This window comes from Jiangella muralis, assembly GCF_001270745.1.
Classification (GTDB): domain Bacteria; phylum Actinomycetota; class Actinomycetes; order Jiangellales; family Jiangellaceae; genus Jiangella; species Jiangella muralis.
Genome location: NZ_KQ434754.1, coordinates 1 through 23,736 on the forward strand (window position 1 = coordinate 1; position 23,736 = coordinate 23,736).

Consider the following 23,736-nt stretch of genomic DNA (forward strand, 5'->3'; position numbering starts at 1 on the left):
CCGACCAGCGGCCCGATCGCGGTGCCGCCGGAGACGCTGGCGATCACGACGCCGACGGCGACCGCCCGCTGCCGCGCGTCCCGGAACATCGTCGCCGTCAACGACAGCGTCGACGGCATCAGCGTCGCCCCGGCCACGCCGAGCAGCGCCCGCGCCGCGATCAGCGTCTCGGCGGTGGGCGCCCAGGCGGCGAGCACGGAGAGGACGCCGTACGCAGCGGCGCCGATCATCAGCAGCCGCCGCCGGCCGATCCGGTCCCCGACGGCGCCGAGCGCCAGCATCGACCCGGCCAGCAGGAACGCATAGACGTCGACGATCCACAGCAGCTGCGTCCCGGTCGGATTCAGATCGGCGTCGATGGCCGGCAGCGCGAGATGGGTGACGGTCAGCTCCAGCGACGCCAGCACCGCGACGACGCACAGCACGGCCAGCCCGGCCCACGCCCGGCGAGAGGTCTGCGTAGTGATCACGCCCCACAGCAGACAACCTCAAGCGTGATTGAGGTCAAGTCAAGGGATGGCGGCGGTGCCCGCTCCGCCGCCCCGGCTTCTTCATGATCATCCAAGTTTGGGTCGCTATCACGCCCAAAAACTTGGATGATCATGGAAGTGGGGTGGTGGTGAGCGCCCGGCGACCTAGATCTCCGAGCGCAGCTCCGCGGCCCGCGCCGCCACGGTGGCGAGCACCCGCCGCGTCGTCGCCAGTTCGGAGGCGTCGATGCCCGCGTACACCTGCGCCGTCACCCCGACCACCCCCGCGTACAGGTCGTCGTACTGGGCCCGGCCGTCCGCCGTGAGCCCGGCCTGCTCGTAGCCGTCGTACGCCAGCAGCCCGCGCTCCTCCAGCGAGCAGAGCACCGCCGTGGCCTCTCTGGGTTCGATGTCGAGCGCCAGGACGAGGCCGTCGCGCAGGGACGGCTGCGACACCCGGTCCGGCGCCGTTCCCAGCGTGCGGAGCGCGACCCATTCGGCGAGCGTGACGCCCTTGGTGTCGAGGATGACGCCGAGGAGGGAGTGGATGGCCTTGGCCGCGGCGCCGATGTCGACGCCGACGAGCGGGGTGATGATCACGGGGTCCTCCCGGGGTCGGGCGGCGGCGGCGCGTCGAGCAGGACGGTGAGGGTGGCGGCGAACTCGCGGGTGCGCTCGCTGCCCGTCCCGCCGAGCGGCTCGGCGAGCTGGTCCTGCAGCGTCATGACGCGGGCGCCGGCGGCTTCGATGACTTCCGCGCCACGGTCGGTGAGGGTCAAGCGGACGGCGCGGGAGTCGGCCGGGTCGGCGGTGCGGAGCAGCAGGCCGTTGCCCTCGAGCGTGCGTACCAGCTTGGAGACGAAGACCGCGTCGAGGCCGGTGTGGTCGGACAGCTCCCGCTGGCTGGGCTGCCCGCCGGCCTGGCTGACGCCGTAGAGGGTGGCGAGCACGGAGAACTGCGCCTGGGTGAGCCCGAACGGCGCGAGCACCTTGTCGAGCAACGCTCCCCACTTGGTGGCGAGGCGCCAGACGAGGTAGCCCGCGGTCGGGTTCTTCTTCATCACCGGAAAAACTGTACGTGGACACTATGTCCACGGCAACCTTTTATCGGCCGGGATCAGAGCCGCGGGTCGACCGGCTCCGATTCCAGCGCCAGCACGGCGAAGACCGGCTCGTGCACCCGCCACGGCGGCCCGGACCGGGCCAGCCGCTCCAGCGACTCCAGCCCGAGCGCGTACTCCCGCAGCGCCAGCGACCGCTTGTGCCCGAGCCCGCGGTCCTTCAACCGGTCCAGGTTCGCCGGCAACGTGTAGTCGGGGCCGTAGATGAGGCGCAGGTACTCGCGCCCGCGCACCTTGAGCCCCGGCTGCACCAGCCCCTTCCCGCCGCGGACGAGGTTGGCGGCCGGCTTGACGACCATCCCCTCGCCGCCGTCGTCGGTGAGCGCCGACCACCACTCGACCCCGGCCGCGACGGACGGGGCCGAGGACGTCGACACCTCCAGGCGCCGGGTGGGCCGGAACAGGACGGGGTCCGCGGCGACCAGGCGGTCGGCCAGTCCCAGGTGCCACAGGTGCGGCCGGTCGTGCCAGGTCGCGCCCTCCGACGCGAGCAGCTGGAACGGCGCCACCTGCACGCCGTCGAGCCCGTCGACCGGCCAGACGTAACGCCGGTACGCGGCCGCGAACGCCGCGGCGTTCGCCGCACGCGCCGTCGTCCGGTCCAGCAGCGCCGCCACGTCCAACCCGCGTCCGGCGGCCGCCGACAGCTCCGCCACCGCGACCGGCAGCGCCGACCGCGCCGCCGCCCCGACGGACGCGTACTGGCCACGCAGCAGCGACTCGGCCTTCGCCGACCACGGCAGCAGCTCGGCGTCGAGCAGCAGCCAGTCGGTGCCCAGCTCGTCCCACAGCCCGGCCGCGGCGACGGCCGCCCGCACCCCGTCCAGCAGCTCCGCGGTCAGAGCGGAGGAGAAGAACGACCGCCCCGTCCGCGTGTACACCGCACCGGTCTCCCCCAGCGTCGCGCCGAACCGGCGGGTGGCCGCCGCCTGGTCGCGGCAGACCAGCACGACGGCGCGCGAGCCCATGTGCTTCTCCTCGCACACCACCTGCTCGACGCCGTCGGCGGCGAACGCCGCGAACGCCTCGGCCGGGTGCTCCAGGACGTCCGGCAGCGGCGATGTCGCGACCGGCGCCATGGTCGGCGGCAGGTACGGCAGCCAGCGCGGATGCAGGGCGAACCGGCTCATCACCTCCAGCGCGCCGGCCGCGCTCTCGGCCCGCACCGTGACCCGGCCGTGGTGTGCGGTCTCGACGACGCGCTTCCCGAGCACGTCGGTGAGGTCCAGCTCGTCGCCGCCGCGGGACGGGGCAGCGACGGCCGGGACCAGCGGCTTGACCGGCTCGTACCAGACCCGCTCGGCCGGCACCTGGACGACCTCACGCTCCGGGTAGCGCAGCGCGGTGAGCTGCCCGCCGAACACACAGCCGGTGTCGAGGCACATCGTGTTGTTGACCCACTCCGCCTCGGGCGTGGGCGTGTGCCCGTACAGCACCATCGCGCGGCCGCGGTACTCGTTGGCCCACGGATAGCGCACCGGCAGGCCGAACTCGTCGGTCTCGCCGGTGGTGTCGCCGTAGAGCGCGAACGAGCGGACCCGCCCGGACGCGCGACCGTGGTAGGCCTCCTTGAGCCCGGCGTGTGCGACCACCAGTTTCCCGTCGTCGAGGACGAGGTGCGAGACGAGGTCGCGGCACCACTCGCGCACCGTGACGGTGAAGTCCGGCGGCTCGGCCTCCAGCTGGGCCAGCGTCTCGGCCAGCCCGTGCCCGACCTTCACCTGCCTGCCGTCGAGGGCGCGGATCAGCTTGTGCTCGTGGTTGCCGGGGACGGCGAGCGCATGCCCGGCCGCCGTCATGCCCATGGCCAGCCGCAGCACGCCCGGGCTGTCGGGGCCGCGGTCGACGAGGTCGCCGAGGAAGACCACCCGCCGGCCCTCGGGGTGGACGGCGTCGACGGCGCGCCCGGCGTCGTCGCGCACCAGGGCGTAGCCGAGGCGGTCGAGCAGCGCCTCCAGCTCGGCCCGGCAGCCGTGCACGTCGCCGATGACGTCGAACGGGCCGTGCTCGTCGCGCCGGTCGTTGAACAGCCGCTCCCGCGTGATCGTCACCGCCTCGATCTCGTCGATCGAGCGCAGCACGTGCACCTGCCGGAAGCCCTCCTTCGCCAGGCCGCGCAGCGACCGGCGCAGCTGGTCACGCTGGCGCCGGACAACGTGCGGCCCGAAGTCGCGGTCGGGACGCTCGCGGTTGCGCTCGAGGCACACGCTCTCGGGGACGTCGAGGACGATCGCGACGGGCAGCACGTCGTGCGCCTTGGCGAGGTCGACGATCTTGCGGCGGGCGTCGCGCTGCACGTTGGTGGCGTCGACGACGGTGAGCCGGCCGCCGGCCAGCCGCTTCCCGGCGATGTAGTACAGGACGTCGAACGCGTCGCCGCTGACCGTCTGGTCGTTCTCGTCGTCGGCGACGAGGCCGCGGCAGAAGTCGCTGGACACGACCTCGAACCGGCCGAAGTGCCTGGCGGCGAACGTCGACTTGCCGGAGCCGGACACGCCGACCAGCGCGACGAGGGACAGCTGCGGGATGGCGATGGACGTGCTCATGCCGGCGCCTCCGTCCGGGTGAAGACGGCCAGCTGGGTCGGCGGGCCGGCGTCGGGATCGAGCTCGCCCACCGGCGCGAACGCGACGGTGTACCCGTGCGCGCCGGCGACCCGCGACGCCCAGTCGGCGAACTCGGCCCGGGTCCACTCGAACCGGTGGTCCTGGTGCCGCAGCGCACCCTCGTCCATCCCTGGGAACAGCACGTTGTACTCGGCGTTCGGGGTGGTGACGACGACCGCGCCCGGCCGCGCGTGCCCGAACACCGTCCGCTCGAGGTCGGGCAGCCGCTCCGGGTCGACGTGCTCGACCACCTCCATCAGCACGACGGCGTCGAAGCCGGCCAGGCGGTCGTCGCGGTAGGTGACCGACGACTGCAGCAGCGTGATGCGGTCTCGCTGGCGCTCGCCCATACGGTCCAGGCGCAGCCGGTCGGCCGCCTTCTCCAGCACCCGCGGCGCGACGTCGGCGCCGACGATCTCGGTGAACGACGAGTCGGCCAGCAGCTCGCGCAGCAGCGCGCCCTCACCGCAGCCGAGGTCGACGACGCGGTGCGCGCCCGCCGTCCGCAACTGCTCGACGACGGCGGTCCGGCGCAGCGTCGCCAGCGGCACCGGCGCCGGCGGGTCGGCCTCCTCGGTCTCGTCGAGCTCGTCCGGTGCGTCGTCGTCGAGCTCGGCGAGGCGGGTCAGCGCGTCGGTGACGAATCCGCGCTGGTGCGCCAGGTAGCGCGTGACGATGGCGTCACGCCGCGGGTGCGCCTGCAGCCAGGACCCGCCGGTGCGGATCAGCTTGTCGACCTCGTCGCTGCTCACCCAGTAGTGCTTCGCGCCGTCCAGCACCGGCAGCAGCACGTAGAGGTGCGACAGCGCCTGGTCCAGCGGCAGCGTGCCGCGCAGCGTCACGTCGGCGTAGCGGGAGTCGCCCCACGCGGGCAGCTCCGGGTCCAGCGGCCGCAGCACCGCGTCGACCGTCCAGCCGAGCGGCTCGAACAGGTCGACGACCACGTCGGCCCCACCCCGCGACGGCAGCGCCGGGACGTGCACCTCCAGCGGCAGCGGCACGCCGGCCAGCTCGGGCCGGGCGTCGCAGCGACCCTTCAGCGCCGACCCGAACACCCGGCCCAGCGCCACCGACAGCATCGACGACGCCGCGTACGGCCGGTCGTTGACGTACTGCGCGAGGCTCACCGCGTCGCCACCGAACCGCCGTCCGCGCACCAGCCCGATCGGGTCGACCTCGAGCAGCAGCGCCACCGTGCACCGCTCGTCGGTCGCCTCCGGGTAGAAGACGTGCGCGACGCCGACGCTCAGGTCGAAGCGCTGCACCCGGTCGGGATGCTTGTGCAGCAGGTAGCCGAGGTCGCTGGCGTGGGCGGCGGTCGAGGTCAGGGTCAGCAGCACCGGACCATTGTCACCGTCGGCGCTACCTGGTGGCGATGCGATTTCTCGCTCCTGGGAGTGAGGACGCCGCCGGTGGTCCGCGCCGATACTGGGCACGTGGAGCGACTCAACGAGTACGGCGAGCGGCTGGCCGCGTGGGCGCGCGGCCTGCCACCGGTCGCCGTCGACGCCGCCATCGCGGCCGCCTGCGCGCTCTACGTCATCTTCAACGCCGGGGTGGCCGACAAGCTGGCCTGGTGGGTGCCGCTGGCGGCGTCGGTCAACGCGCTGCCGCTGCTGTGGCGCCGTCAGTACCCGTTCGCCGTCGCGGCCATCACCGGCCTGTCGACGACGGTGCTGGCCAGCGCGGACGTGCTGTCCGACGTGCCGGCAGCGCAGCTGGTCGCCACCTACACGTTCGCCGCGCTGTCGCCGCCGCTGAAGCGGCTGATCGCGGTCGTGGCGACGGCCGTCGGCATCACCATCTCGATCGTCATCCCGCACGACGAGGCGCTCAACCTCGGCATGATCGGCATCATGTTCGCGGTCGCGTACGCGCTGGGCACCGCGGCCCGGGCCCGCCGCGACCGCATCGCGATGCTCGAGGAGCGCGCGCTGCGGCTCACCCAGGAGCACGAGACCGCCGCCACCCGCGAACGCGAGCGGATCGCCCGCGAGATGCACGACATCCTCGCCCACTCGATGGGCCTGGTCGTCGTGCAGGCGGAGGCCGGGCCGATCGCCGTCCGGCACGACCCCGACCGCGCGGAGCAGATGTTCGACACCATCTCCGACACCGCCCGCGACGCGCTGGCCCAGCTGCGCCGGGTGCTCGGCGTGCTGCGCGCGACCGACGACGAGCGCGCACCGCAACCCGGCCTCGACGCGCTCCCCGGCCTGGTCAGGCAGGTCGACGACGCGGGGCTGACGGCGACGCTCAGCGAGGACGGCACACCCCGGCCGGTCCCCGCCGACGTCGCGACGACGGCGTACCGGATCGTCCAGGAGTCGCTGACGAACACCGTCAAGCACGCCGCCGCCGGACGCGTCGACGTGCGGCTGACCTGGACCGACGACCACCTGCGCATCGAGGTCGACGACGACGGCGGCGGGCCGGGCACGCCGTCCTCCAACGGCGGTGGGCACGGCCTGGTCGGCATGCGCGAACGGGTCGCCGCGGTGGGCGGGACGCTCGACACCGGGCCAGGCCCCGGCGGCGAGGGCTTTCGCGTCACCGCCTCCCTGCGCTTGGATTAGGAACGTGCCCGACCCGACCATCCGTGTGCTGATCGCCGACGACCAGGCGCTGGTGCGCGGCGGCTTCGCGATGATCCTCGACGTGCAGCCCGACATCGCCGTCGTGGGAGAGGCCGAGGACGGCGTCAATGCCGTCGCCGCCGCACGCGAGCTGCGCCCCGACGTCGTGCTGATGGACGTCCGCATGCCGCACATGGACGGCATCGAGGCGACCACCACGATCTGCCGCGAGACCGACGCCCGGGTGCTCGTGCTCACCACGTTCGACCTCGACGAGTACGTGTACGACGCCCTGCGGGCCGGCGCCAGCGGCTTCCTGCTCAAGGACATGCGCCGCGACGAGCTGGTCGAGGCGGTCCGCGTCGTCGCGTCCGGCGAGGCGCTGCTGGCGCCGTCGGTCACCCGCCGGCTGATCGCGGACGTCGTCGGGCGCGGCGGCGGACCGCCCGGCGCCGGGCAGGGCGCGGCCGACGGCCGGCTCGACGCGCTGACCGTCCGCGAGACCGACACCCTGCGCCAGGTCGCCCGCGGGCTGTCCAACGCCGAGATCGCGGCCGAGCTGTTCGTCACCGAGCACACGGTGAAGACGCACGTCAGCAGCATGCTCAGCAAGCTCGGCCTGCGCGACCGCGTCCAGGCGGTCGTGCTCGCGTATGAGACGGGCCTGGTCACCCCGGGCGATTCCACCCCCGCTGGCGCGTGACCTCGCGGCCGGCTACCAGCCTTCCCACTCCTGAGAGCGAGGCCGCCGCTCCTGCGAGCGAGGCCGGAGTCCGCTCTTCCCGGCGATCCGCCGGAGGGCATCCGAGGAACACGATCGACGCAGTCCATCGGTTCCTCAGGAGGCCGCCATGTTACGCAGCATCACCGGGTTCGCCGTCAGGCGGCCCGTCATCGTCATCCTCGTGTGGGTGGCCGTCCTCGCCGCCGGATTCGGCATCGGTATCGGCGTGTTCGACCGCCTCACCTCCGACACCGGCGTCGTTCCGGGTAGCGAGTCCGCCCAGGCCGAGGAGCACGTCGACGACGCCGCCCCGCAGCCGGACGTCGTCACCGCCGTCATCGAGGGCGCCACCCCCGAGGCGCTGGCGGCCGGCCTGGCCGATGTCGCGGCGATCCCCGGGATCGCGTCGGTCTCGCCGCCGCTGCCGTCCGAGTCCGGCGACGCGGCCCTCGTCGAGATCGGGCTCTCGCCCGGCCTGGAGGACGACGGCGAGGAAGAGGCGGCGGCCGCCGCCGAGCGGCTGGAGTCGATCGACGCGACGTCCGTCGTGGTCGCCGGCGGTCCACTGTCCGACGTCGAGTTCGCCGAGACCGCCCAGGAGGACGTCGCCCGCGCGGAGATGCTGACCCTGCCGGTCGTGTTGATCCTGCTGCTGCTGGTGTTCGGCGGGCTGCTCGCGGCCGGGCTGCCGCTGCTGGTGGCGATGATCGGCGTCGGCTCGACGTTCGGCATCCTGTTCGCGTTCAGCCAGGTCACCGACGTCTCGGTGTACGCGATCCAGATCACGACGATGCTGGCCGTCGGGCTCGCCGTCGACTACGCGCTGCTGATGGTGAGCCGGTTCCGCGAGGAGCGGCGCACCGCGCCCGACGTGCGCGAAGCCGTACTGCGCACCTCGGCGACGGCCGGGCGGACGGTCGTGTTCTCCGGGCTGACGGTGGCCGTCGCGCTGGCCGGGCTGGTGGTCTTCAACGACCCGTTCCTGCGCTCGATGGGGCTGGCCGGGTCCGCCATCGTGCTGGCCGACATGGCCGCCGCGCTGACGCTGCTGCCGGCGCTGCTGGCGAAGTTCGGCCACCGCATCTCGCCGTCGCGGGAGAAGTCCGGCGACGGCGTGTTCGCCCGGGTCGCCCGCGGCGTGCAGAAGCGCCCCGTCCTCACGCTGGTCACGACGGCGGCCGCGCTGGTCACGCTGGCGGCGCCGGTCGCGGACCTGCACATCTCGCAGGGCGACCCGCGGATGCTGCCGGCGTCGACCGACACCCGCGAGTTGTGGACGCAGCTCAACACGCACTTCCCCGAGCAGGCCCGCTGGACCGGCGACATCGAGATCGTCGCGTCGGCGCCGGAGAACGCGGTCGAGGGCCTGCGAGAGACCGTCGCGGACCTGCCCGGCATCGAGTCGGTCGAGGTCGTCCCGCTGACCGACGACCTCACCGGCCTGGCCGCGACCCCGTCCGGCGACGCCGAGGGCCCGGCCGCCCAGGACGCCGTCCGGTCGATCCGCGCGCTGGACCTGCCCTACGAGATCCAGGTCGGCGGCGACACCGCGACACTGGTCGACTACCAGGCGATGCTGGGCGACCGGCTGCCGTGGGCGATCGCGCTGGTGGCGATCGGCACGCTGACCCTGCTGTTCGCGTTCACCGGCTCGATCCTGCTGCCGATCAAGGCGATCCTCACCAACCTGCTGAGCATCGGCGCCGCCCTCGGCGTGGTCGTCTGGGTGTTCCAGCAGGGCCACCTGGCCGGGCTGCTCGGCACCGACGGCCTCGGCTACCTGCACCTGACCGTCCCGATCCTGGTCGGCGCGATCGCGTTCGGGCTCTCCGTCGACTACGAGGTGTTCCTGCTGTCGCGGATCCGCGAGCGCTGGCTGGCCGGCGACGGCCCGCGTGGCTCGGTGGTCGCCGGGCTGCAGCGCACCGGCGGCATCGTCACCGCGGCCGCACTGATCATCGGCGTCGTCTTCACCGGGTTCGTGTTCGGCGGGTTCGCGCCGATCAAGGCGATCGGGCTCGGGCTGGTGCTGGCGATCGCGCTGGACGCGATCGTGGTCCGGATGCTGCTGGTCCCGGCGACGATGACGCTGCTCGGCGCGCGCAACTGGTGGCTGCCGCGGCCGCTGCGCCGGCTGCACGACCGGCTGGCGCTCACCGAGTCGTCGCCGTCCCGGCCGGAGGAGGCGCCGGCCGAGCGCGGCCCCGCGACGGTGGGCTGACCCCGTCCCCTCCCCCCAAGTTGATCTTGGAGTAACTGCGGAAACACTGGGCGAAATGCCCGATACATTCCGCGGTGACTCCAAGATCAACTCACGTCGTGAGCTCGCGTAGCCGTCGTTCCAGCAGCCGCCGCTCGGGCTCGGTCCGGGCGGCGGCGACGGCGTCCCGGTAGGCCGCGGCCGCCTCGCGACGCCGTCCGGCCCGGCGCAGCAGATCGGCCCGGACGGCGGGCAGCAGCGGGTACTCCGCCAGCTCGGCGGCGACCGCGCCCACCGCCGTCAGCCCCGCCTCCGGCCCGTCCCGGAAGCCCACCGCGACCGCCCGGTTCAGCGCGATCACCGGCGACGACCGCAGCGTCAGCAGCGCGTCGTAGGCGGCGACGATGCGGACCCAGTCGGTGTCGCCGGCGCGAGCCGCGCTCGTGTGCAGCGCGGCGATCTCGGCCTGCAGCCGGTAATAGCCGGGCGGGTGGCCGGTCCCGCGGGCCGCCGCGAGCGCCGTCCGCCCCGCCTCGACGCGATCGTGGTCCCACCGGCCGCGGTCCTGCTCCTCCAACGTGACCAGTTCGCCCGCCGCGTCGGTCCGGGCCGCGCGGCGGGCGTGCTGCAGGAGCAGCAGCGCGTGCAGCCCGAGCACCTCGTCGTCCTCCGGGAGCAGCCGCGCGACCAGCCCGGACAGCTGGACCGCCTCGGCGGCGAGGTCGTCGTCCAACGCCGCGTAGCCCTCGGTGAAGATCAGGTAGACGACGGCGAGAACGGCATCCGTGCGGGCGGCCAGCCGATGCGACTCGGGCACCCGGAAACCGATGCCGGCGTGCTCGATCTTGTTCTTCGCACGCAGCAGCCGCTGCCCCATCGTCGCCTCGCTGACCAGGAACGCCCGGGCGATCTGCCGCGTCGACAGCCCGGCCACCGACTTCAGCGTCAGCGCCACCCGGCCGGCCATCGGCAGCGCCGGGTGGCAGCAGGTGAACAGCAACTTCAGCCGGTCGTCGCCGTACGGGCCGGGCTCGTCGCCGGTGAGGTCGCGGGCCAGTTCGGCCAGCGCCTGTGCCTCCCGCAGCTTCGCCCGCTCGGTCTGCCTCCGTCTGAGCACGTCGACGGCACGGCGCCGGGCCGTCGTCGTCAGCCAGGCGCTCGGATTGTCCGGGACGCCGTCGAGCGGCCAGCGTTCCAGCGCCCGCTCGACGGCGTCCTGCAGGCAGTCCTCGGCGAGGTCGAAGTCGCCCGTCACCCGGATCAGCGCGGCGACGATGCGCAGCCGCTCGGCGGCGACGGCGCCGGCAACGGCCGCCCGGGCGTCCGTCACCCGTCGAGCGGCCAGAACGGCCGCAGCTCCAGCCGTCCGGTGTAGGCCATCGAGTGCTTCGACGCGATCTCGATCGCCTCGTCGAGATCGGCGCAGTCGAGCACGTCGAAGCCGACGATCCACTCGTTGGTCTCGGCGAACGGGCCGTCGGTGACCAGCAGCTCGCCGCCCCGGACTCGGACCGTGGTCGCGGCGGACGGCGGGCGCAGCCGGTCGCCGACGACGTGCTTGCCGGCGCCCGTCACGTAGGCGAACCACTCCTCGATGTCGGGAGCGGCAGCGGCGTCGGCCTCGGAGTGGGCGGGATCGGTGCCGACGAGCATCAGGTACTTCATGGCGGGTTCTCCTTCGCAGGGATGCTGTCATCTTCGCGGTACCCCCCCACGACGAACGGGACGGGCGTGATCCGACACTCCTCCCGAGGACAGCTTCCCTCTCCGCCGGGCGCGGCGCCCGGCAGCGGGTGCGTCAGAGCGTCACGCCGAGCTGGTGCGTGACGGCCGCGGCGGCGGCGCCCAGCAGGCCGGATCGGGTGGAGTTCTCGTCCATGACGATGACCGGCCGAGCGTTCAGCGCCGCCATGGTCCGATCCCCGACGTGTGCCCGGACCCGGTCGAGGAGGCGCTGCCCGGCGGCCACGATCGGGCCGTGCAGGATGAACAGCGGGATCGACAGCACGTGGAACAGGTTGACGATGCCCAGGGCGACGTGAGCGGCGTACTCGTCGAGAACCTCGGCTCCGGCGGCGTCGCCGTCCGCCGCGAGCTCGGTCAGCGCGTGCGGGGTCGCCGCCGCCCCCGGCAGCCCGGCCCGCTCGCAGCGGCGGCGCAGCCACCGCAGCGAGGCCAGCGTCTCCCAGCAGCCGCGCTGGCCGCACCGACACAGCTCGCCGTCGTGGTCCAGCGTCATGTGACCGACCTCGGTCGCGACGAGCGGCCCCCGGTGCAGCCGTCCGTTCAGCATGATCCCCGCGCCGATGCCGTCGCCGATCTGCAGTGCGGCGAAGTCGCGGACGCCGCGGGCCTGGCCGAACCAGCGCTGCCCGAGGGCCAGCGCGCGGGCGTCGTCCTCGAGCACCACCGTGGTGCCGGTCGCGGCGGCGAGCAGGGCGGGCAGCCGCGATCCCGGCAGCACGTCGATCGTGGTGGAGGCGAGGATCTCGCCACCCGGGCCGAAGAAGCCGGGCAGCGCGAGCCCGACGGCGGCCAGCCGCTGCTGCGGACCGAGCACCGACCGGATGGCGTCGAGCGCGGCGGCGTCGAACTCGGCGGTGCTGTCCACCGGCGGCAGTGCGACGCTGCGCCGGACCGAGACCTGCCCTTCCGGGCCGACGACGCCCACGTCGACCGTGCCGGGCTCGATCACCACGGCGCCGAGCGGGCCGCGATCGGTGAACCAGAGCGGCCGCGACGGCTTGCCGACCCGGCGCGACCCACTCGCCTCGGCGGGCCGCTCGTGCAGCACACCCTCGGCCAGCAGCCCGGAGACGACGCCACCGATGCTGGCCCGGGTGACGCCGCTGTGGCGGGCCAGGTCGGCGCGTGACAGCGGCCCGTGGTCGGCCAGCGCCTGCAACACCCGGGCCCGGTTCGTGCTGGCGACGGCGGTGGTGGAGAGCAGGCCGGTCTCGGGGCGCGGCCCCAGCGCGACGACGCGCGGTCCCGTCCGCGCCGCGGACTCGCTCATGGTCCGGACCGCTTCCCGCCGCGGCCGGCGTCGGTCGTGCCCGGGAGGTCGCGGGCCAGCGCCAGCACGGTGCCGGTGAGCCGCTCCACGGTGCCCGGCGCATGACGGGTGCTGCCCACCTCGTAGCCGCGCCGAGAGAAGTCCTCGCGCACCGGCAGGTAGCTGGCGGCCGCGTTCGCGTAGCCGATGGGCAGCACGTCGTCACCGAGCTCGTCGCGCAGCCGGTCCGCCGACGTGGTCAGCGGCTCGCCGGGCAGCGCGATCAGGCGGAACCCGCCGAGGGCGAACACCTGGACCGGCAGGGTGGCGCCTGCGGCGGGCGGGAAGTCGACACAGAGGTAGCTGGGACGGGCGGCCATCAGGTCCTCGATCCACCACTGCTGTGCCGTCGCGGTGGCGCGGTCGCGCACCGCGCCGGAGCCGGCCGACGCGACGGCGGCTCGGGCCGCGGCCAGCTCGCGGCGGATCCGCTCCTGTGCGGGCGGTGCCTTGGCCTCGACGGCGACGTCCGCGGCGGCCGCTGCGAGGGCCGGGACGTCGAGGACGGTGTCCGCCCGGTCCAGCGGCACCGGCAGGTCGCGGTCGCGGCTGAGGTTGATGGTCCGGTTCGGCAGCGCCGCGCGGAGCGCGGTGAGGATCGCGTCCGCCGCCCTGACGCCGAACTGCCGGCCGAGCAGCCGCATGTCGGCCGCGCTCTGGTCGTGGAAGATCGGGTTGATGTCGCCGGCGAAGCCCTGGACGAACACCGCCCGGCCACCACAGGCGGCCTCGACGGTGTCGCACAGCGTTCCGGGGAAGTCGCGGGAGTACTCCGCCGTCGCCGGTCCGAGCACGGTCGGGTGGCAGGCCAGGCCGACCAGCGACGCCACCACCTCGCCGGCGTCGTCCACCGCGACCAGCGCGGTGCCGGTGCGATCGACCGGTCCGGCCGGGTCGCGCCGGTTGTGTACCAGTCCGGTGACGTCGAACCGGACCCGGCGCAGCTCGGCGGCACGAGCGTCGCGGACCGCGGCGGCCGCGGCGGCGACGGCGGACCGGGCGATCTCGGCGTGGAGGTCCTCGTGCCCGGCGCCGACGGCCGGGCCGCAGTGGGTGTGGGTGGCCGCGACCATGACGTGGTCCGGCGGCGTTCCCAGCTCTCGTCCGACGCCGGCACGGATGGCGGCCGTCAGCGCGGCCGGCACGTAGAGCAGATCGGCCACGACCAGCGCCAGGGTGACGCCGCGGTGACCGAACACCACCACCCGGCAGGCGAGGTCGTCGAGCGCGCCCCCGGCGGGCGACTGGCGAGCGGCGTACCCGGCCAGCTCGTGGCCGGGGGCCGGCGTGAAGGGCACGGCCGCGGCCCCGACGCGCAGTCGCGAGGCACTCATCGCACCCCCTCCTGGTCGTGCGTCAGCGCCGCCATGACGTGCGGGTCGTGCTCGCACAGCGCGGCGGCGCCGTGCAGCGTGCTGTGCGAGCCGTGGATCGGGCGCTCGATCGCCGGGCCGGGGCCGATCCGCGCACGCAGCCGGTCGCGCAGCGACGGGAAGAACCCGTCCTGCCGCAGGACGCCGCCGCCGAGGACGAGAATCGTGGCCCGGACCCGTGTCATCGCCGTCGTCAGCGCGGTCGCAAGATGGTCCAGCGCCTGGTCGAGGACCAGCCGGGCCGCCGGTTCGCCGTGCTCGGCCGCGGCTGCCACGTCGGCCACGGACGGCTCCGCGCCCGCCTCGCCGGTGAGGTCGAGGTAGCGCCGGACGATGCCGGCGCCGGAGCTGTACGCCTCGAGGCAGCCCCGGCGGCCGCACCCACAGCGCGCGGCGTCGTCGCCGGTCGCGACCCGCAGGTGGCCCAGCTCGCGCTCGCCGGTGCCGTCCTGCCAGTCGAGCAGGCCGTTGCGGATGACGCCCATGCCGATGCCGGTCGACATGGTGACGTACAGCCCGTCGCGGTGTCGCGCCCGGGACGGGTGGGCGAGCTCGGCGAGCGTCGCCGCGGTCGCGTCGCCGATCAGCTCCAGTTCGCAGCCGGTGGCCGCGGCGACGGTGGCGACGAGCGGGTGGTCGCGCCAGGGCAGATTCGCCGCGGAGATCACCCGGCCGGCCGCCCGGTCCAGGTGCCCGGCGCTGGCCACGACGATGCGCTCGCCCGGCCGCGGCGCCCACCGGTCGATGGCGCTCAGCACCTGCCGCGTCAGCCCGGCGGCGCCCTCGTCGACCCGCGTGGGGATGCGGTGGACGACGTCCGGTGCCGCCGACTCCGCGGATTCGATCTTGGTTCCGCCGACGTCGACCGCGATCCCCGCCCGCACGGCACCGCTCATGCGGGCTCGCGGCGGTCGACGTTGGCGCTGGGGATGACCCCCGGGTCGTGGCCGCGAGCGGAGAGGACGCGGGCCACCGACACGTTGATCAGCTGGGCGATCAGCGCTCCGCTGATGGTGGAGACGGCGCCGGTGCGCTCGCCGCCGGGCAGCGCGACGGCGGCGTCGCCCACCGGGCCGTGATTGTCGATGACGTCGTCGGCGACGTCGCCGAGGCGCAGGCCGGAGGGGTGCCTCGACGGCATCGCCGCGCTGTGCTGCCTCGACAGCACGGCCGCCACGTAGACGCCGTGCTCCCGGGCCTCCCGTGCCAGTTCGACGATGGCGCCGTTGCGGCCGCTCTGCGAGGCGATGAGCACTGCGTCGCCGGGTCCGACCTCGAACAGCCTCAGCAGTTCGACACCGCGGCGCGGGTCGCGTTCGGGCTCGGAGTCCGACAGCTGCAGGTGCGCCGGTCGAGGCTCGGTGCGCAGGTCGTCGAGGTTCATGGAGACGAAGCCCGGCAGGCCGCCGGCGCGGTGGCACAGCTCGTCGGCGACGGCTTTGGAGTGGCCGGCGCCGAACGTGTAGACCCGGTGCCCGGACTGCAGGACGTCGGCGAACCGCTCGGCCACCCGCCGGATCGTGACCGCCTCGTCGCGGCCGGCCGCGACGGCCGGAGCGAGCAGCGCCTCGACCGTGGAGCGGTACTCGTCGGCGGGGTCGGTCATCGCTGCGTTCCTTCCGTGCCGTGTCCGGTGCGGGCCGGGACCGTGACGGTACCCCCGGTCTCGATCGACTCGTGCAGCGCGACCAGCAGCAGGGTGTTGTCGACGGCGTCGGCGAGCGGGTCCGCCGGACGATCGGCCCCGTCCACACGATCGAGGAACTGGGTGAGCCGCGCCTCGGTCCAGTCGATGACCGCCGGGTGGACGTAGGCGTCCCGACCGGCCAGGTGGATCATCTGGTCGGAGGTGTCCACGTACAGCGCACCCTCGCTGCCGAGCAGTTCGAACCGGAAGTCGACCGGCGACGGCAGCGTGTCGGGCAGGCTCCAGGACGACTCGTACAGGCCGCTGATCTCGCGGTCATACCGGACCAGCGCGTGGATGAGGTCGTACGTGTCGACGCCGCGCTCGCGCAGCACCCGGCGGATGCCGGTGGCGGTCACCTCGGTGGCCGTGGCCCCCGTCAGCCAGGAGGCGAGGTCGAAGACGTGGCTGAGCAGGAACCAGCCGGAGGTCGTGTGCTCCGCCCAGCGCAGCAGCGACGTCGGGTACCGGACGGCGTTGCTCAGCCGCGCGTTGACGCCGATTACCTCGCCGATGTCGCCGCGGTCGACCGCCTCCTTGACCCGGGTGAAGACCGGGTTGGAGCGGTTGGTGAAGTTGCACTCGGCGTAGACGCCGGCGGCGCGGGCGGCCGCGCGCATGCGGGCGGCCGTCTCAGGGTCGGTCGCCAGCGGCTTCTCCACCAGCACCGGGACGCCGTGCTCGATGCAGGCGAGGAACGGCTCGGCGTGCAGGTGGTCGGGGACCGCGATGTAGGCGGCGTCCGGCCGGACCGTGTCCAGCATGGCGCCGACGTCGTCGAAGACCGGAGCGCCGACCCGGTCGCCGAGCCGGCCGGCGGCACCCGGGTCGGTGTCGCAGACGCCGGCGATCGAGGCGCGCCAGCGCAGGTTGGTTCCGGCCACGGCATCGGCGTACGCGGCGCCCATGACGCCGCACCCGATGATGACGATCTTCGACATACGGATGGACCTCTCTGGGGTGGACAGGGTCACTTGACGGCTCCGGCGGTCAGGCCGGTGACCAGCTGGCGTTGCAGGAACGCCACGACGAGCACGGCCGGCACCAGGACGATCACGACGGCGGCGCACAGCGGCCCCCACGCGATGCTCTGCTGCCCGATGAACGTCGACACGTGCACGGTGAGCGTCCGGGTGTCGCGGCCGCTCAGCACGATGGGGATGAGGAACTCGTTCCACGCGAACAGCGCGGTGAACACCGTGGCGCTGGCCACTCCGGCGCGGGACACCGGCAGCACGACGTGCAGCAGCAGCCGGAGCCGGCCACAGCCGTCGGCCATGGCCGCCTCCTCGATCTCGATCGGGACGCTGCGGATGAACGACGCCAGCACCAGCGTGGCGAACGGGGTCAGGAACGCCGCGTACACGACGACCAGGACGAGCGTGGTGTCGTACAGGCCGGCCGAGGAGACGACCGAGTACAGCGGGACCAGGAAGACGATGCCCGGCACCGCCTGCGCCAGCACGATGAGCAGGACGAACGCCGGCCGCCCGCGGGGGCGCAGCCGCACCAGTGCGTAGGCGGCCGGGAACGCGACGGCGATGGTCAGCAGCGTGGCCAGCGCGGTGACGGTGACGGACGTCGTCACCGAGCCGATGAAGGCCCGGGAGCCGAGCAGCTCGCTGTAGTTGGACCAGACCGGCGAGTCCGGCAGCAGCGACGGCGGGTACGACTGCGCCTCGCGGGTGGTCTTCAGCGAGGTCAGGGCCGTCCAGAGGACCGGGGAGACGGCGATCGCCGCTGCCAGTGTCAGCACCAGCAGCCGGAGGGCACGTGGGACGAGCCGCCGGGCCGTCATGCGCGCATCATCCGGTTGAAGAACCAGTAGAACGGCAACGCAAGCACGGCCATGGCGACCGCCACCGCGCAGGCCCGGCCGAGCTGGAAGTTCACCATCGACTCCTGGTAGGCGAGCATCGAGAGGTTAACGGTGCTGTCGCCCGGGCCGCCGCGCGTGATGATGAAGACCAGGTCGAACATCCGGTAGTCCGCGGCCACCCGCAACGCCGCCGTCACGGCCAACACGGGCGCGATCGAGGGCAGCGTGATCCTGGTCAGCGTCCGCCACCGCCCGGCGCCGTCCAGCGCGGCCGCCTCGTACAGGTCGTCCGGGACGCCGACCAGCGCGGCCAGCAGCAACAGGGTCACGAACGGGATGTTGATCCACGAGTTGACGACGACGACGAGGCCCAGCGCGCCCCACGGGGTGCCCAGCAGGTTGGGCTGCCACGTGTCGTCGACGAGTGAGGCGATCCACCGCACCGCGCCCAGGTCCGGGTCGGCCACGAACCGGAACACCAGCCCGACCGCGACCGGTGTCAGCATCATCGGCAGGCTGATCAGCGCACGCAGCGCGCCCTTGCCGTGCAACGGCTTGACCAGCAGCAGCGCCAACCCCAGCCCGATCGGCAACTGCACCACCACGCTCAGCACGATGACCAGCGTGGTGACCCGCAGCGCCGAGACGAAGTCCGGCGTGAACACCTCGGTGACATAGTTCTGCCAGCCGATGAACGACCGGGCCTCGAGCGACACCAGGTTCTCGTCGGTCAGCGAGGTGACCGCGGCGACCACCAGCGGCACACCGACGGCGAACAGCAGCAGCGCCCAGGCCGGCGAGCTCAGCGCCAGGCCGGTCCAGCGGTCCCGGCGCGTCCGCCGGCCCCCGGTGCGGGGCGGCCGGCCGGCCCGGCGAGGTCGTTCGTCCGTCGTGTCGGCCGGGGCGGGCGGCGCCGGCATCGTCCTTCCAGCCATGCTCAGCCGCAGTTCTCCGCGCCGGACATGATCGACTCGACCTCGCTCTGTGCCGCCGCGAGCAGCGTCGCGGCGTCGGTCCCGTCCGCCGCCGCCGAGCTGAGCTGCACCGACAGCGCCGTGATGATCTCAGGCAGCTGCGTGATGTAGGGCAGGTGGCCGCCGTGCGCGGCGGCCTCCACCAGCGTCGGCAGGTACGGGATGGCCTCCAGGGCCGCCTGGTTCTCCAGCAGCGACTGCCGGGCCGGCGGAGGCGCGCCCTCCTCGATCAGCCGCTCCATCGAGTCGCGGCCGAGCGCGTACTCGAGGAACTCCCACGCGGTGTCCTGCGCGGCGGACTGCTCCCCGATGCCGATCAGCCAGCCGAACAGCAACGTGCTGCCGCCCTCGGCCATCGGCGGCAGCGTCATGTCGAAGCCGTCCACGATCTGCGACTGCTCCGGGTCGCCGATGGTCGACCAGTACCCGGTGGCGTTGATCTGCTGGCCGACCTGGCCCTGCGCGAACGCCGTGGTCATCTCGTTGCCGCCGCCGTTGACCACGGTCGCCGGCGTGGTGTCGAGCAGCTCGAGGTAGGTCTCGGTCGCGGCGAGCGCCTGCGGCGTGTCCAGCGCCGGCGTGCAGGTGCCCGGCGCCAGCAGGCTGCCGCCGTGCAGGTAGATCGCCTCCAGCCAGTAGTAGCCGCCGATCTGCGCGCCGAACCCGGAGCCGTTGCCGGCGATCCCGGAGTCCTGCAGCGCCCGCGCGTTCGCGATGTACGACTCCCAGGTCGGCTCCGGCTCCAGGCCCAGGTCGGCGAAGAGGTCGGTGCGGTACCAGAGCACGTACGGCTCGGTGGACAACGGGATGCCGTAGGCCGTCCCGTCGTACCGGGCGTACTCGTTGACCTGCTCGGAGAAGTCGCCGGCGTCGTACGCCTCCGACGACTCCGTCCTCTCGCCGATGTCGGCCAGCGCCCCGGCCTCGACCAGCGCCGCCAGCATCGGGCTGTCGAACTGGATGACGTCGAAGCCCTGGCCGGATTGCCGGGCGCCGAGCAGGATCTGCGAGGTCAGCTGGTCGTACGGGATGTCGACGAACTCGACCGTCACGCCGGTCTCGTCCTCGAAGTCCGCCGCGATGGCCTGCAGTGCGGTCGCGCTGGGACTGGACGAGACGGCGATCGTGATGGAGTCGGCGGTCCCGGTCGAGTCCGCTCCGCCCCCGCCCCCACCGCACGCGACGAGCACCAACGACACGGCCGCCACCCCGGCCACGCCGGCGCCCCGGCCCCAAGGAACACGCGTTGTCTGCATCAGGCACCCCTCTGACGTGAGGTAAAAAGTATGAGACGACTACAAACTAGAGAAGCACATCCCGCAGACGCGCGCAACACCGTGCGATCGAGTGCCGGCGTGGGTGCGGCCGATGCGGCTCGCCGACGCTGCTCGCGCTCCTTCCGCGCTCTGCCTGCGGTCAGGACGGCACACGGCGCGGTGAGACGCCGGGGACGGCTCGGGGTCCCGGCGTCTGCGAGGGGGTACGTCAGGCCGCGGAGTCCGCCGCCGATGAGAGGCGGGCTCCTCTCACGCCGTCGTCGGCTGCGGCGGGTCCTCGCCGACGAGGCCGTCGACGTTCTCGCGGAGGAGGTCGGCGTGCCCGGTGTGCCGGATGTAGTGCTCGACCGCGTCGACGAGGACGCGGCGCAGGTTGGGGTGATCGCCGGCCTCGGTCGTGAAGATCGACGGCTGGTCCAGGCCGCCGCCGTTCGCGAGCACCGTCGCCCAGGCCGCGCGTGACCGCTGCACCGACGCACGCCACAACGTGTACAGCTCGTCGGGGGTGTCGTTCGCCGCCGAGTGCCAGTCCCACTCGGGGTCGGCGTCGAAGTTCGCCTGCTTCCACGGCTCCGGCAGGTGCTCGCCGGTGAGGTACTCGGCGATGCGCAGGTCCTCGCACAACGCCACGTGCTTGACCAGCCCGCCGAGCGTCATGGCGGACGGCGGCAGCGGCTTGGCCAGCGCCGCGGCGTCGAGGCCGCCGCACTTCCAGGCGAACTGCGCCCGGGCGCGTTCGAGGGCGAACATCAGCATCTCGACCTCGTCGCCCGCCATCGACTCCTCGATGACGGTCAGGTCCTCTAGGTCCATGGCAGGAACGCTAGAGTCGGTTCCGGACGTTCCGCTTCCGGATCCGGAAAGATCTTGCGATGTCGCATGACACGAGCCCCACGGCGCGGGCGCTGCTCGCCCTGGAACTCATCCAGTCCGGCCCCGGCATCACGGCCGACCGGCTGGCCGACGCCCTGGGCGTCACCGAGCGGGCCGCCCGCCGCTACGTCGGCATCCTGCGCGAGGCCGGCCTGCCGATCGAGTCGGCCCGCGGCCCCTACGGCGGCTACCGGCTCGGCCGCGGCGTCCGGCTGCCGCCGCTGCTGTTCTCCGCCGCCGAGGTGCTCGGCCTGGTCATGGCCGTCCTCGACGGTCACCACGACGCCGCCGACGCTGCCGACCCGGTCGGCAGCGCGCTGGGCAAGCTGCTGCGGGCGCTGCCCGAGCCGATCGCCGAACAGGCCGAGGCGGTCCGGCGGACGACCGCCCCGGCACCGGACCGCGCGGCCGCCCGCCCCGACCCGTCGACCGCGACGACCCTCGTCCAGGCCTGCGCCGACCGCTGCCGCGTCCGCATCGGCTACCGCTCCGAGGCCGGCTCCGAGTGGACCGCCGACGTCGATCCGTGGGCCGTCGTCGTCCGGCACGGCCGCTGGTACCTGCTGTGCTGGTCGCACGGCGCCGACGCCCGGCGCGCGTACCGCATCGACCGCGTCACGTCGGTGTCCGTGCTGACGACGTCATTCACACCGCCACCCGGTCTCGACGCCGTCGCCGAACTGGAGGCGCACCTGGCCCGCGGCTGGGAGTTCGACACCGAGGTGATCATCGAGGGCCCGCTGGAGAAGGTGCGGCCGTGCGTGGCGCCCATGCTCGGCACCCTCGAGCCGCTCGACGACGACACCACCCGGCTGACCGGCAGCACCAGCAACCCCTGGTGGTACGCCGAGCAGCTGGCCCGGCTGCCGGTGCCGTTCCGGATCGTCGGCTGCGTGGAGCTGCGCCACACCGCCCGCGCCGTCGGCCGGCGCCTCGTCGACGCGTCCGGGCTGTAGCGACCGCCGGTCGCGACCACCGCGTCCGGCCGGTAGCGGCCGCCGCATCAACCGGCCCGGCCGCGGGATCAACCGGCGGCGGCCGCCGTGGCGGAGGGTGGGTGGGTGGCCTCCCCGTCCCCGCGCGCCCAGCCGGCGCCGTCCGCCGTCCTGACCGACCGGCCCAGCTGGGCGCCCGTCGTCGCGCTCGCCGCCGGGATCGCGATGCTGGTCGCGAGCGAGTTCCTGCCGGCCGGCGTGCTGCCCGCGCTCGCGGCCGACGTCGGCGTCAGCGAAGGGGTCGCCGGCCTGGCCGTCGCGGCCACGGCGATCGCCGGCGCCCTCACCGCCCCGAGCATCGCCGTCGTGCTGCCGCGCGCCGACCGGCGCACCGTCCTCGTCGTCCTGCTGCTCGTCGGCGCGGCGGCGAACCTCGCGGTGGCGGTCGCGCCGAACTTCGCCGTCCTGCTGGCCGGCCGGCTGCTGCTCGGGGTGGCGATCGCCGGGTACTGGTCGTTCGCGTTCGGCGCCGGACTGTATGCGGTGGGTGGGCGGGACCGGGCCGTGTCGTCGGCCATCGCGTTCGGGGTCAGCGTCGCGACCGTCGTGGGCGTGCCGGTCGGCGCCGTCGTCGGGGACGTGGTCGGCTGGCGGGCCGCGTTCGGCGGGGCCGCGGTGCTCGGCCTGCTGGCCGCCGCCGGGCTCGCTCGCGCGCTGCCGTCCGTCCCGGCGCACCCGGCCGCGGGCATCCGGATGCTGCGTCAGGCGCTCGGGCACCGCCGCCTGATGGCCGGGATCGGCTGCGTCGTGCTGGTGGCGTTCGGCAACTTCGCGGCGTACCCGTACATCCGCGTCGCCACTGAGGAACTGGACCCGGGCAGCACGACGTGGCTGCTGCTGGCCTGGGGCGTCGGCGGCGTCGCCGGGACGCTCGTGGCCGGTGCGGTCGCCGTCCGGCTGCGACTGCTCGCCGGGCTCGCACCGACACTGCTCGGCGTGAGCCTGCTTCTCGCGACGACCGACTCGCTACCGTGGCTGACGGTGGCGGTCGTGCTGTGGGGCTTCGCCTTCAACATGGTTCCCGTGGCGACCCAACTCTGGGTGGCGCGGGTCGAACCCGAACGCGTCGAGTCCGCGATGTCGTTGCAGGTCACCGCGTTCCAGGTCGCCATCACGATCGGCTCCGCGGCAGGCGGCGCCCTGCTCGACGCCTATGGCGTCGGAGTCCCGTTCGTCGTCGGCGCCGCCGCCGCCGTGGCTGCCGGGGTGGGGTTCGCGCTGCTGCGGATCCCGGCCCGCTGAGCGGTCGCGCCACTGTTGCGGCGCGACGCCGTGCTGAGCGGAGAAGGCGCGGCTGAACGCCGCCACCGACCCGTACCCGACGGCGTACGCCACCTGCGTCACCGCCTGCCCGCCGACGCCGAGCCGCCGTCGCGCCTCCCACATCCGCACGTCGCGCAGCACCCGCATCGGGCTGCGGCCGGCGATACGGCGGAACCGGTCGGTCAGCGCCGAACGGGACAGGTGGACGAGGCCGGCCATGCGGTCCAGCGTCCACGCCTCCCCCGGGTGCGCCGCGAGAGCCGCCACCACCGTCGCGACCTGCTCGTCGCCGCCTGCTCCGTTCGCGCCCGAGGGCGCGTCCTCCAGCCAGGACGCCGTCATCGCGGCGCCGACCAGCCCCGCGTAGCTGGCCACGAACAGCGACGGGTGGCAACCGTCGTTGATGGGGCAGGTCATGACGAGGCCGGTGACGCCGCGGTGGCGGTCGCTGAACGCCGTCACCACCAGCGGGCTCGGCACCGGATGCGCCGGGACGACCAGCCGCAGGTCGGCGACGAGCACGAACGCCGGCTCCGTCGCCGCCACCCGGAACGCCGTCGTCCCATCCACATACACGGCGTCGCCCGCGTGCATCCGCCGCCGCCCCGCCGCCGTCTCGACGTCGATGGCCCCCTCCCAGACCAACGCCCACATCGACCCCGGCGCCTCGGCCAGCCGCTCAGCGGTGGCCAGCCGCACGCGGCGGACGGTGGACATTTCCCA

21 protein-coding genes and 1 pseudogene are annotated in these 23,736 nt (G+C 73.8%); 5 read left to right on the forward strand and 17 right to left on the reverse strand.

The genetic code is table 11. The features are described 5' to 3' along the window. From ACW62_RS08190 to ACW62_RS08210, 5 genes are all read right to left on the reverse strand, one after another. On the reverse strand, positions 1-467 hold a 467-nt coding region (locus tag ACW62_RS08190; RefSeq protein ID WP_157574529.1), incomplete at its 3' end, for an MFS transporter. A gap of 168 nt (positions 468-635) precedes the next feature. After that, positions 636-1,070 carry a helix-turn-helix domain-containing protein gene (locus tag ACW62_RS08195; RefSeq protein ID WP_053203626.1) on the reverse strand — a complete coding sequence of 145 codons (435 nt, stop codon included), beginning with the start codon at positions 1,068-1,070 and terminating at the stop codon, positions 636-638. Further along, positions 1,067-1,531, reverse strand: a complete 465-nt coding sequence (locus ACW62_RS08200; RefSeq protein ID WP_053203627.1) for a MarR family winged helix-turn-helix transcriptional regulator — start codon at positions 1,529-1,531, stop codon at positions 1,067-1,069. The genes ACW62_RS08195 and ACW62_RS08200 overlap by 4 nt, the downstream gene beginning before the upstream one ends. A gap of 56 nt (positions 1,532-1,587) precedes the next feature. After that, positions 1,588-4,137 carry a polynucleotide kinase-phosphatase gene (locus ACW62_RS08205; protein WP_053203628.1) on the reverse strand — a complete coding sequence of 850 codons (2,550 nt, stop codon included), beginning with the start codon at positions 4,135-4,137 and terminating at the stop codon, positions 1,588-1,590. Further along, the gene (locus ACW62_RS08210) at positions 4,134-5,537 is read right to left on the reverse strand and encodes a 3' terminal RNA ribose 2'-O-methyltransferase Hen1 (RefSeq protein ID WP_053203629.1); all 1,404 of its coding nucleotides are present in this window, start codon (positions 5,535-5,537) and stop codon (positions 4,134-4,136) included. The genes ACW62_RS08205 and ACW62_RS08210 overlap by 4 nt, the downstream gene beginning before the upstream one ends. 96 nt (positions 5,538-5,633) lie before the next feature. Here ACW62_RS08210 and ACW62_RS08215 point away from each other — a divergent pair, with 96 nt between their 5' ends. The 3 genes from ACW62_RS08215 (at position 5,634) to ACW62_RS08225 (ending at position 9,718) form a co-directional block, all read left to right on the forward strand. Beyond that, positions 5,634-6,773, forward strand: a complete 1,140-nt coding sequence (locus ACW62_RS08215) for a sensor histidine kinase (protein ID WP_053203630.1) — start codon at positions 5,634-5,636, stop codon at positions 6,771-6,773. Positions 6,774-6,777: 4 nt separating this feature from the next. Next, positions 6,778-7,476 carry a response regulator gene (locus ACW62_RS08220; RefSeq protein ID WP_205629223.1) on the forward strand — a complete coding sequence of 233 codons (699 nt, stop codon included), beginning with the start codon at positions 6,778-6,780 and terminating at the stop codon, positions 7,474-7,476. A gap of 148 nt (positions 7,477-7,624) precedes the next feature. Beyond that, on the forward strand, positions 7,625-9,718 hold the full coding sequence (locus ACW62_RS08225) for an MMPL family transporter (protein ID WP_053203631.1): 2,094 nt from the start codon (positions 7,625-7,627) through the stop codon (positions 9,716-9,718). Between the two features lie 91 nt (positions 9,719-9,809). On the opposite strand, the gene ACW62_RS08230 is transcribed toward ACW62_RS08225, so the two are convergent. From ACW62_RS08230 to ACW62_RS08280, 11 genes are all read right to left on the reverse strand, one after another. Further along, a complete protein-coding gene (locus ACW62_RS08230; RefSeq protein WP_053203632.1) occupies positions 9,810-11,027 on the reverse strand; it encodes an RNA polymerase sigma factor in 1,218 nt (405 codons plus the stop codon). Beyond that, positions 11,024-11,362, reverse strand: a complete 339-nt coding sequence (locus ACW62_RS33875; RefSeq protein WP_053203633.1) for a YciI family protein — start codon at positions 11,360-11,362, stop codon at positions 11,024-11,026. Before ACW62_RS33875 ends, ACW62_RS08230 begins: the two co-directional genes overlap by 4 nt. A 133-nt stretch (positions 11,363-11,495) precedes the next feature. After that, entirely contained in the window at positions 11,496-12,713 is a 1,218-nt protein-coding gene (locus tag ACW62_RS08240) for an ROK family transcriptional regulator (RefSeq protein ID WP_053203634.1), read from the reverse strand. Beyond that, the gene (locus tag ACW62_RS08245) at positions 12,710-14,086 is read right to left on the reverse strand and encodes a hypothetical protein (RefSeq protein ID WP_053203635.1); all 1,377 of its coding nucleotides are present in this window, start codon (positions 14,084-14,086) and stop codon (positions 12,710-12,712) included. The genes ACW62_RS08240 and ACW62_RS08245 overlap by 4 nt, the downstream gene beginning before the upstream one ends. Beyond that, the gene (locus tag ACW62_RS08250; protein ID WP_053203636.1) at positions 14,083-15,021 is read right to left on the reverse strand and encodes an ROK family protein; all 939 of its coding nucleotides are present in this window, start codon (positions 15,019-15,021) and stop codon (positions 14,083-14,085) included. Before ACW62_RS08250 ends, ACW62_RS08245 begins: the two co-directional genes overlap by 4 nt. Further along, positions 15,018-15,731 carry a sugar isomerase domain-containing protein gene (locus tag ACW62_RS08255; RefSeq protein WP_053203637.1) on the reverse strand — a complete coding sequence of 238 codons (714 nt, stop codon included), beginning with the start codon at positions 15,729-15,731 and terminating at the stop codon, positions 15,018-15,020. Before ACW62_RS08255 ends, ACW62_RS08250 begins: the two co-directional genes overlap by 4 nt. Beyond that, positions 15,728-16,753 (reverse strand): Gfo/Idh/MocA family protein, encoded by a 1,026-nt coding sequence (locus tag ACW62_RS08260; RefSeq protein WP_053203638.1) that lies wholly within the window; start codon positions 16,751-16,753, stop codon positions 15,728-15,730. The genes ACW62_RS08255 and ACW62_RS08260 overlap by 4 nt, the downstream gene beginning before the upstream one ends. Before the next feature lie 29 nt (positions 16,754-16,782). After that, positions 16,783-17,610, reverse strand: coding sequence for a carbohydrate ABC transporter permease (locus tag ACW62_RS08265; protein WP_053203639.1), 828 nt, complete (start codon positions 17,608-17,610; stop codon positions 16,783-16,785). After that, positions 17,607-18,566 (reverse strand): carbohydrate ABC transporter permease, encoded by a 960-nt coding sequence (locus tag ACW62_RS08270; protein WP_083459490.1) that lies wholly within the window; start codon positions 18,564-18,566, stop codon positions 17,607-17,609. Before ACW62_RS08270 ends, ACW62_RS08265 begins: the two co-directional genes overlap by 4 nt. Positions 18,567-18,568: 2 nt before the next feature. Then, positions 18,569-19,804 carry an ABC transporter substrate-binding protein gene (locus tag ACW62_RS08275; protein ID WP_169792015.1) on the reverse strand — a complete coding sequence of 412 codons (1,236 nt, stop codon included), beginning with the start codon at positions 19,802-19,804 and terminating at the stop codon, positions 18,569-18,571. Between the two features lie 327 nt (positions 19,805-20,131). Further along, positions 20,132-20,695, reverse strand: coding sequence for a mycothiol transferase (locus ACW62_RS08280; RefSeq protein ID WP_053203642.1), 564 nt, complete (start codon positions 20,693-20,695; stop codon positions 20,132-20,134). Positions 20,696-20,754: 59 nt separating this feature from the next. Here ACW62_RS08280 and ACW62_RS08285 point away from each other — a divergent pair, with 59 nt between their 5' ends. Together ACW62_RS08285 and ACW62_RS08290 are read left to right on the forward strand one after the other, a co-directional pair. Then, positions 20,755-21,711 carry a helix-turn-helix transcriptional regulator gene (locus ACW62_RS08285; RefSeq protein WP_053203643.1) on the forward strand — a complete coding sequence of 319 codons (957 nt, stop codon included), beginning with the start codon at positions 20,755-20,757 and terminating at the stop codon, positions 21,709-21,711. Positions 21,712-21,816: 105 nt separating this feature from the next. Continuing rightward, positions 21,817-22,992: an MFS transporter gene (locus ACW62_RS08290; protein ID WP_053203644.1), complete on the forward strand. Its 1,176-nt coding sequence runs from the start codon at positions 21,817-21,819 to the stop codon at positions 22,990-22,992. Between the two features lie 12 nt (positions 22,993-23,004). On the opposite strand, the pseudogene ACW62_RS36360 reads toward ACW62_RS08290, so the two are convergent. Continuing rightward, positions 23,005-23,730 (reverse strand): annotated as a pseudogene (locus ACW62_RS36360) (helix-turn-helix domain-containing protein); the annotation flags it as partial. Positions 23,731-23,736 lie beyond the last annotated feature (6 nt).

Coding starts and splice junctions, on each gene's coding strand:
- ACW62_RS08250 (WP_053203636.1), bottom strand. CDS start 15,021: ATGAGCGGTGCCGTGCGGGCGGGGATCGCGGTCGACGTCGGCGGAACC.
- ACW62_RS08255 (WP_053203637.1), bottom strand. CDS start 15,731: ATGACCGACCCCGCCGACGAGTACCGCTCCACGGTCGAGGCGCTGCTC.
- ACW62_RS08200 (WP_053203627.1), bottom strand. CDS start 1,531: ATGAAGAAGAACCCGACCGCGGGCTACCTCGTCTGGCGCCTCGCCACC.
- ACW62_RS08270 (WP_083459490.1), bottom strand. CDS start 18,566: ATGGCTGGAAGGACGATGCCGGCGCCGCCCGCCCCGGCCGACACGACG.
- ACW62_RS08260 (WP_053203638.1), bottom strand. CDS start 16,753: ATGTCGAAGATCGTCATCATCGGGTGCGGCGTCATGGGCGCCGCGTAC.
- ACW62_RS08285 (WP_053203643.1), top strand. CDS start 20,755: ATGTCGCATGACACGAGCCCCACGGCGCGGGCGCTGCTCGCCCTGGAA.
- ACW62_RS33875 (WP_053203633.1), bottom strand. CDS start 11,362: ATGAAGTACCTGATGCTCGTCGGCACCGATCCCGCCCACTCCGAGGCC.
- ACW62_RS08240 (WP_053203634.1), bottom strand. CDS start 12,713: ATGAGCGAGTCCGCGGCGCGGACGGGACCGCGCGTCGTCGCGCTGGGG.
- ACW62_RS08265 (WP_053203639.1), bottom strand. CDS start 17,610: ATGACGGCCCGGCGGCTCGTCCCACGTGCCCTCCGGCTGCTGGTGCTG.
- ACW62_RS08225 (WP_053203631.1), top strand. CDS start 7,625: ATGTTACGCAGCATCACCGGGTTCGCCGTCAGGCGGCCCGTCATCGTC.
- ACW62_RS08280 (WP_053203642.1), bottom strand. CDS start 20,695: ATGGACCTAGAGGACCTGACCGTCATCGAGGAGTCGATGGCGGGCGAC.
- ACW62_RS08245 (WP_053203635.1), bottom strand. CDS start 14,086: ATGAGTGCCTCGCGACTGCGCGTCGGGGCCGCGGCCGTGCCCTTCACG.
- ACW62_RS08205 (WP_053203628.1), bottom strand. CDS start 4,137: ATGAGCACGTCCATCGCCATCCCGCAGCTGTCCCTCGTCGCGCTGGTC.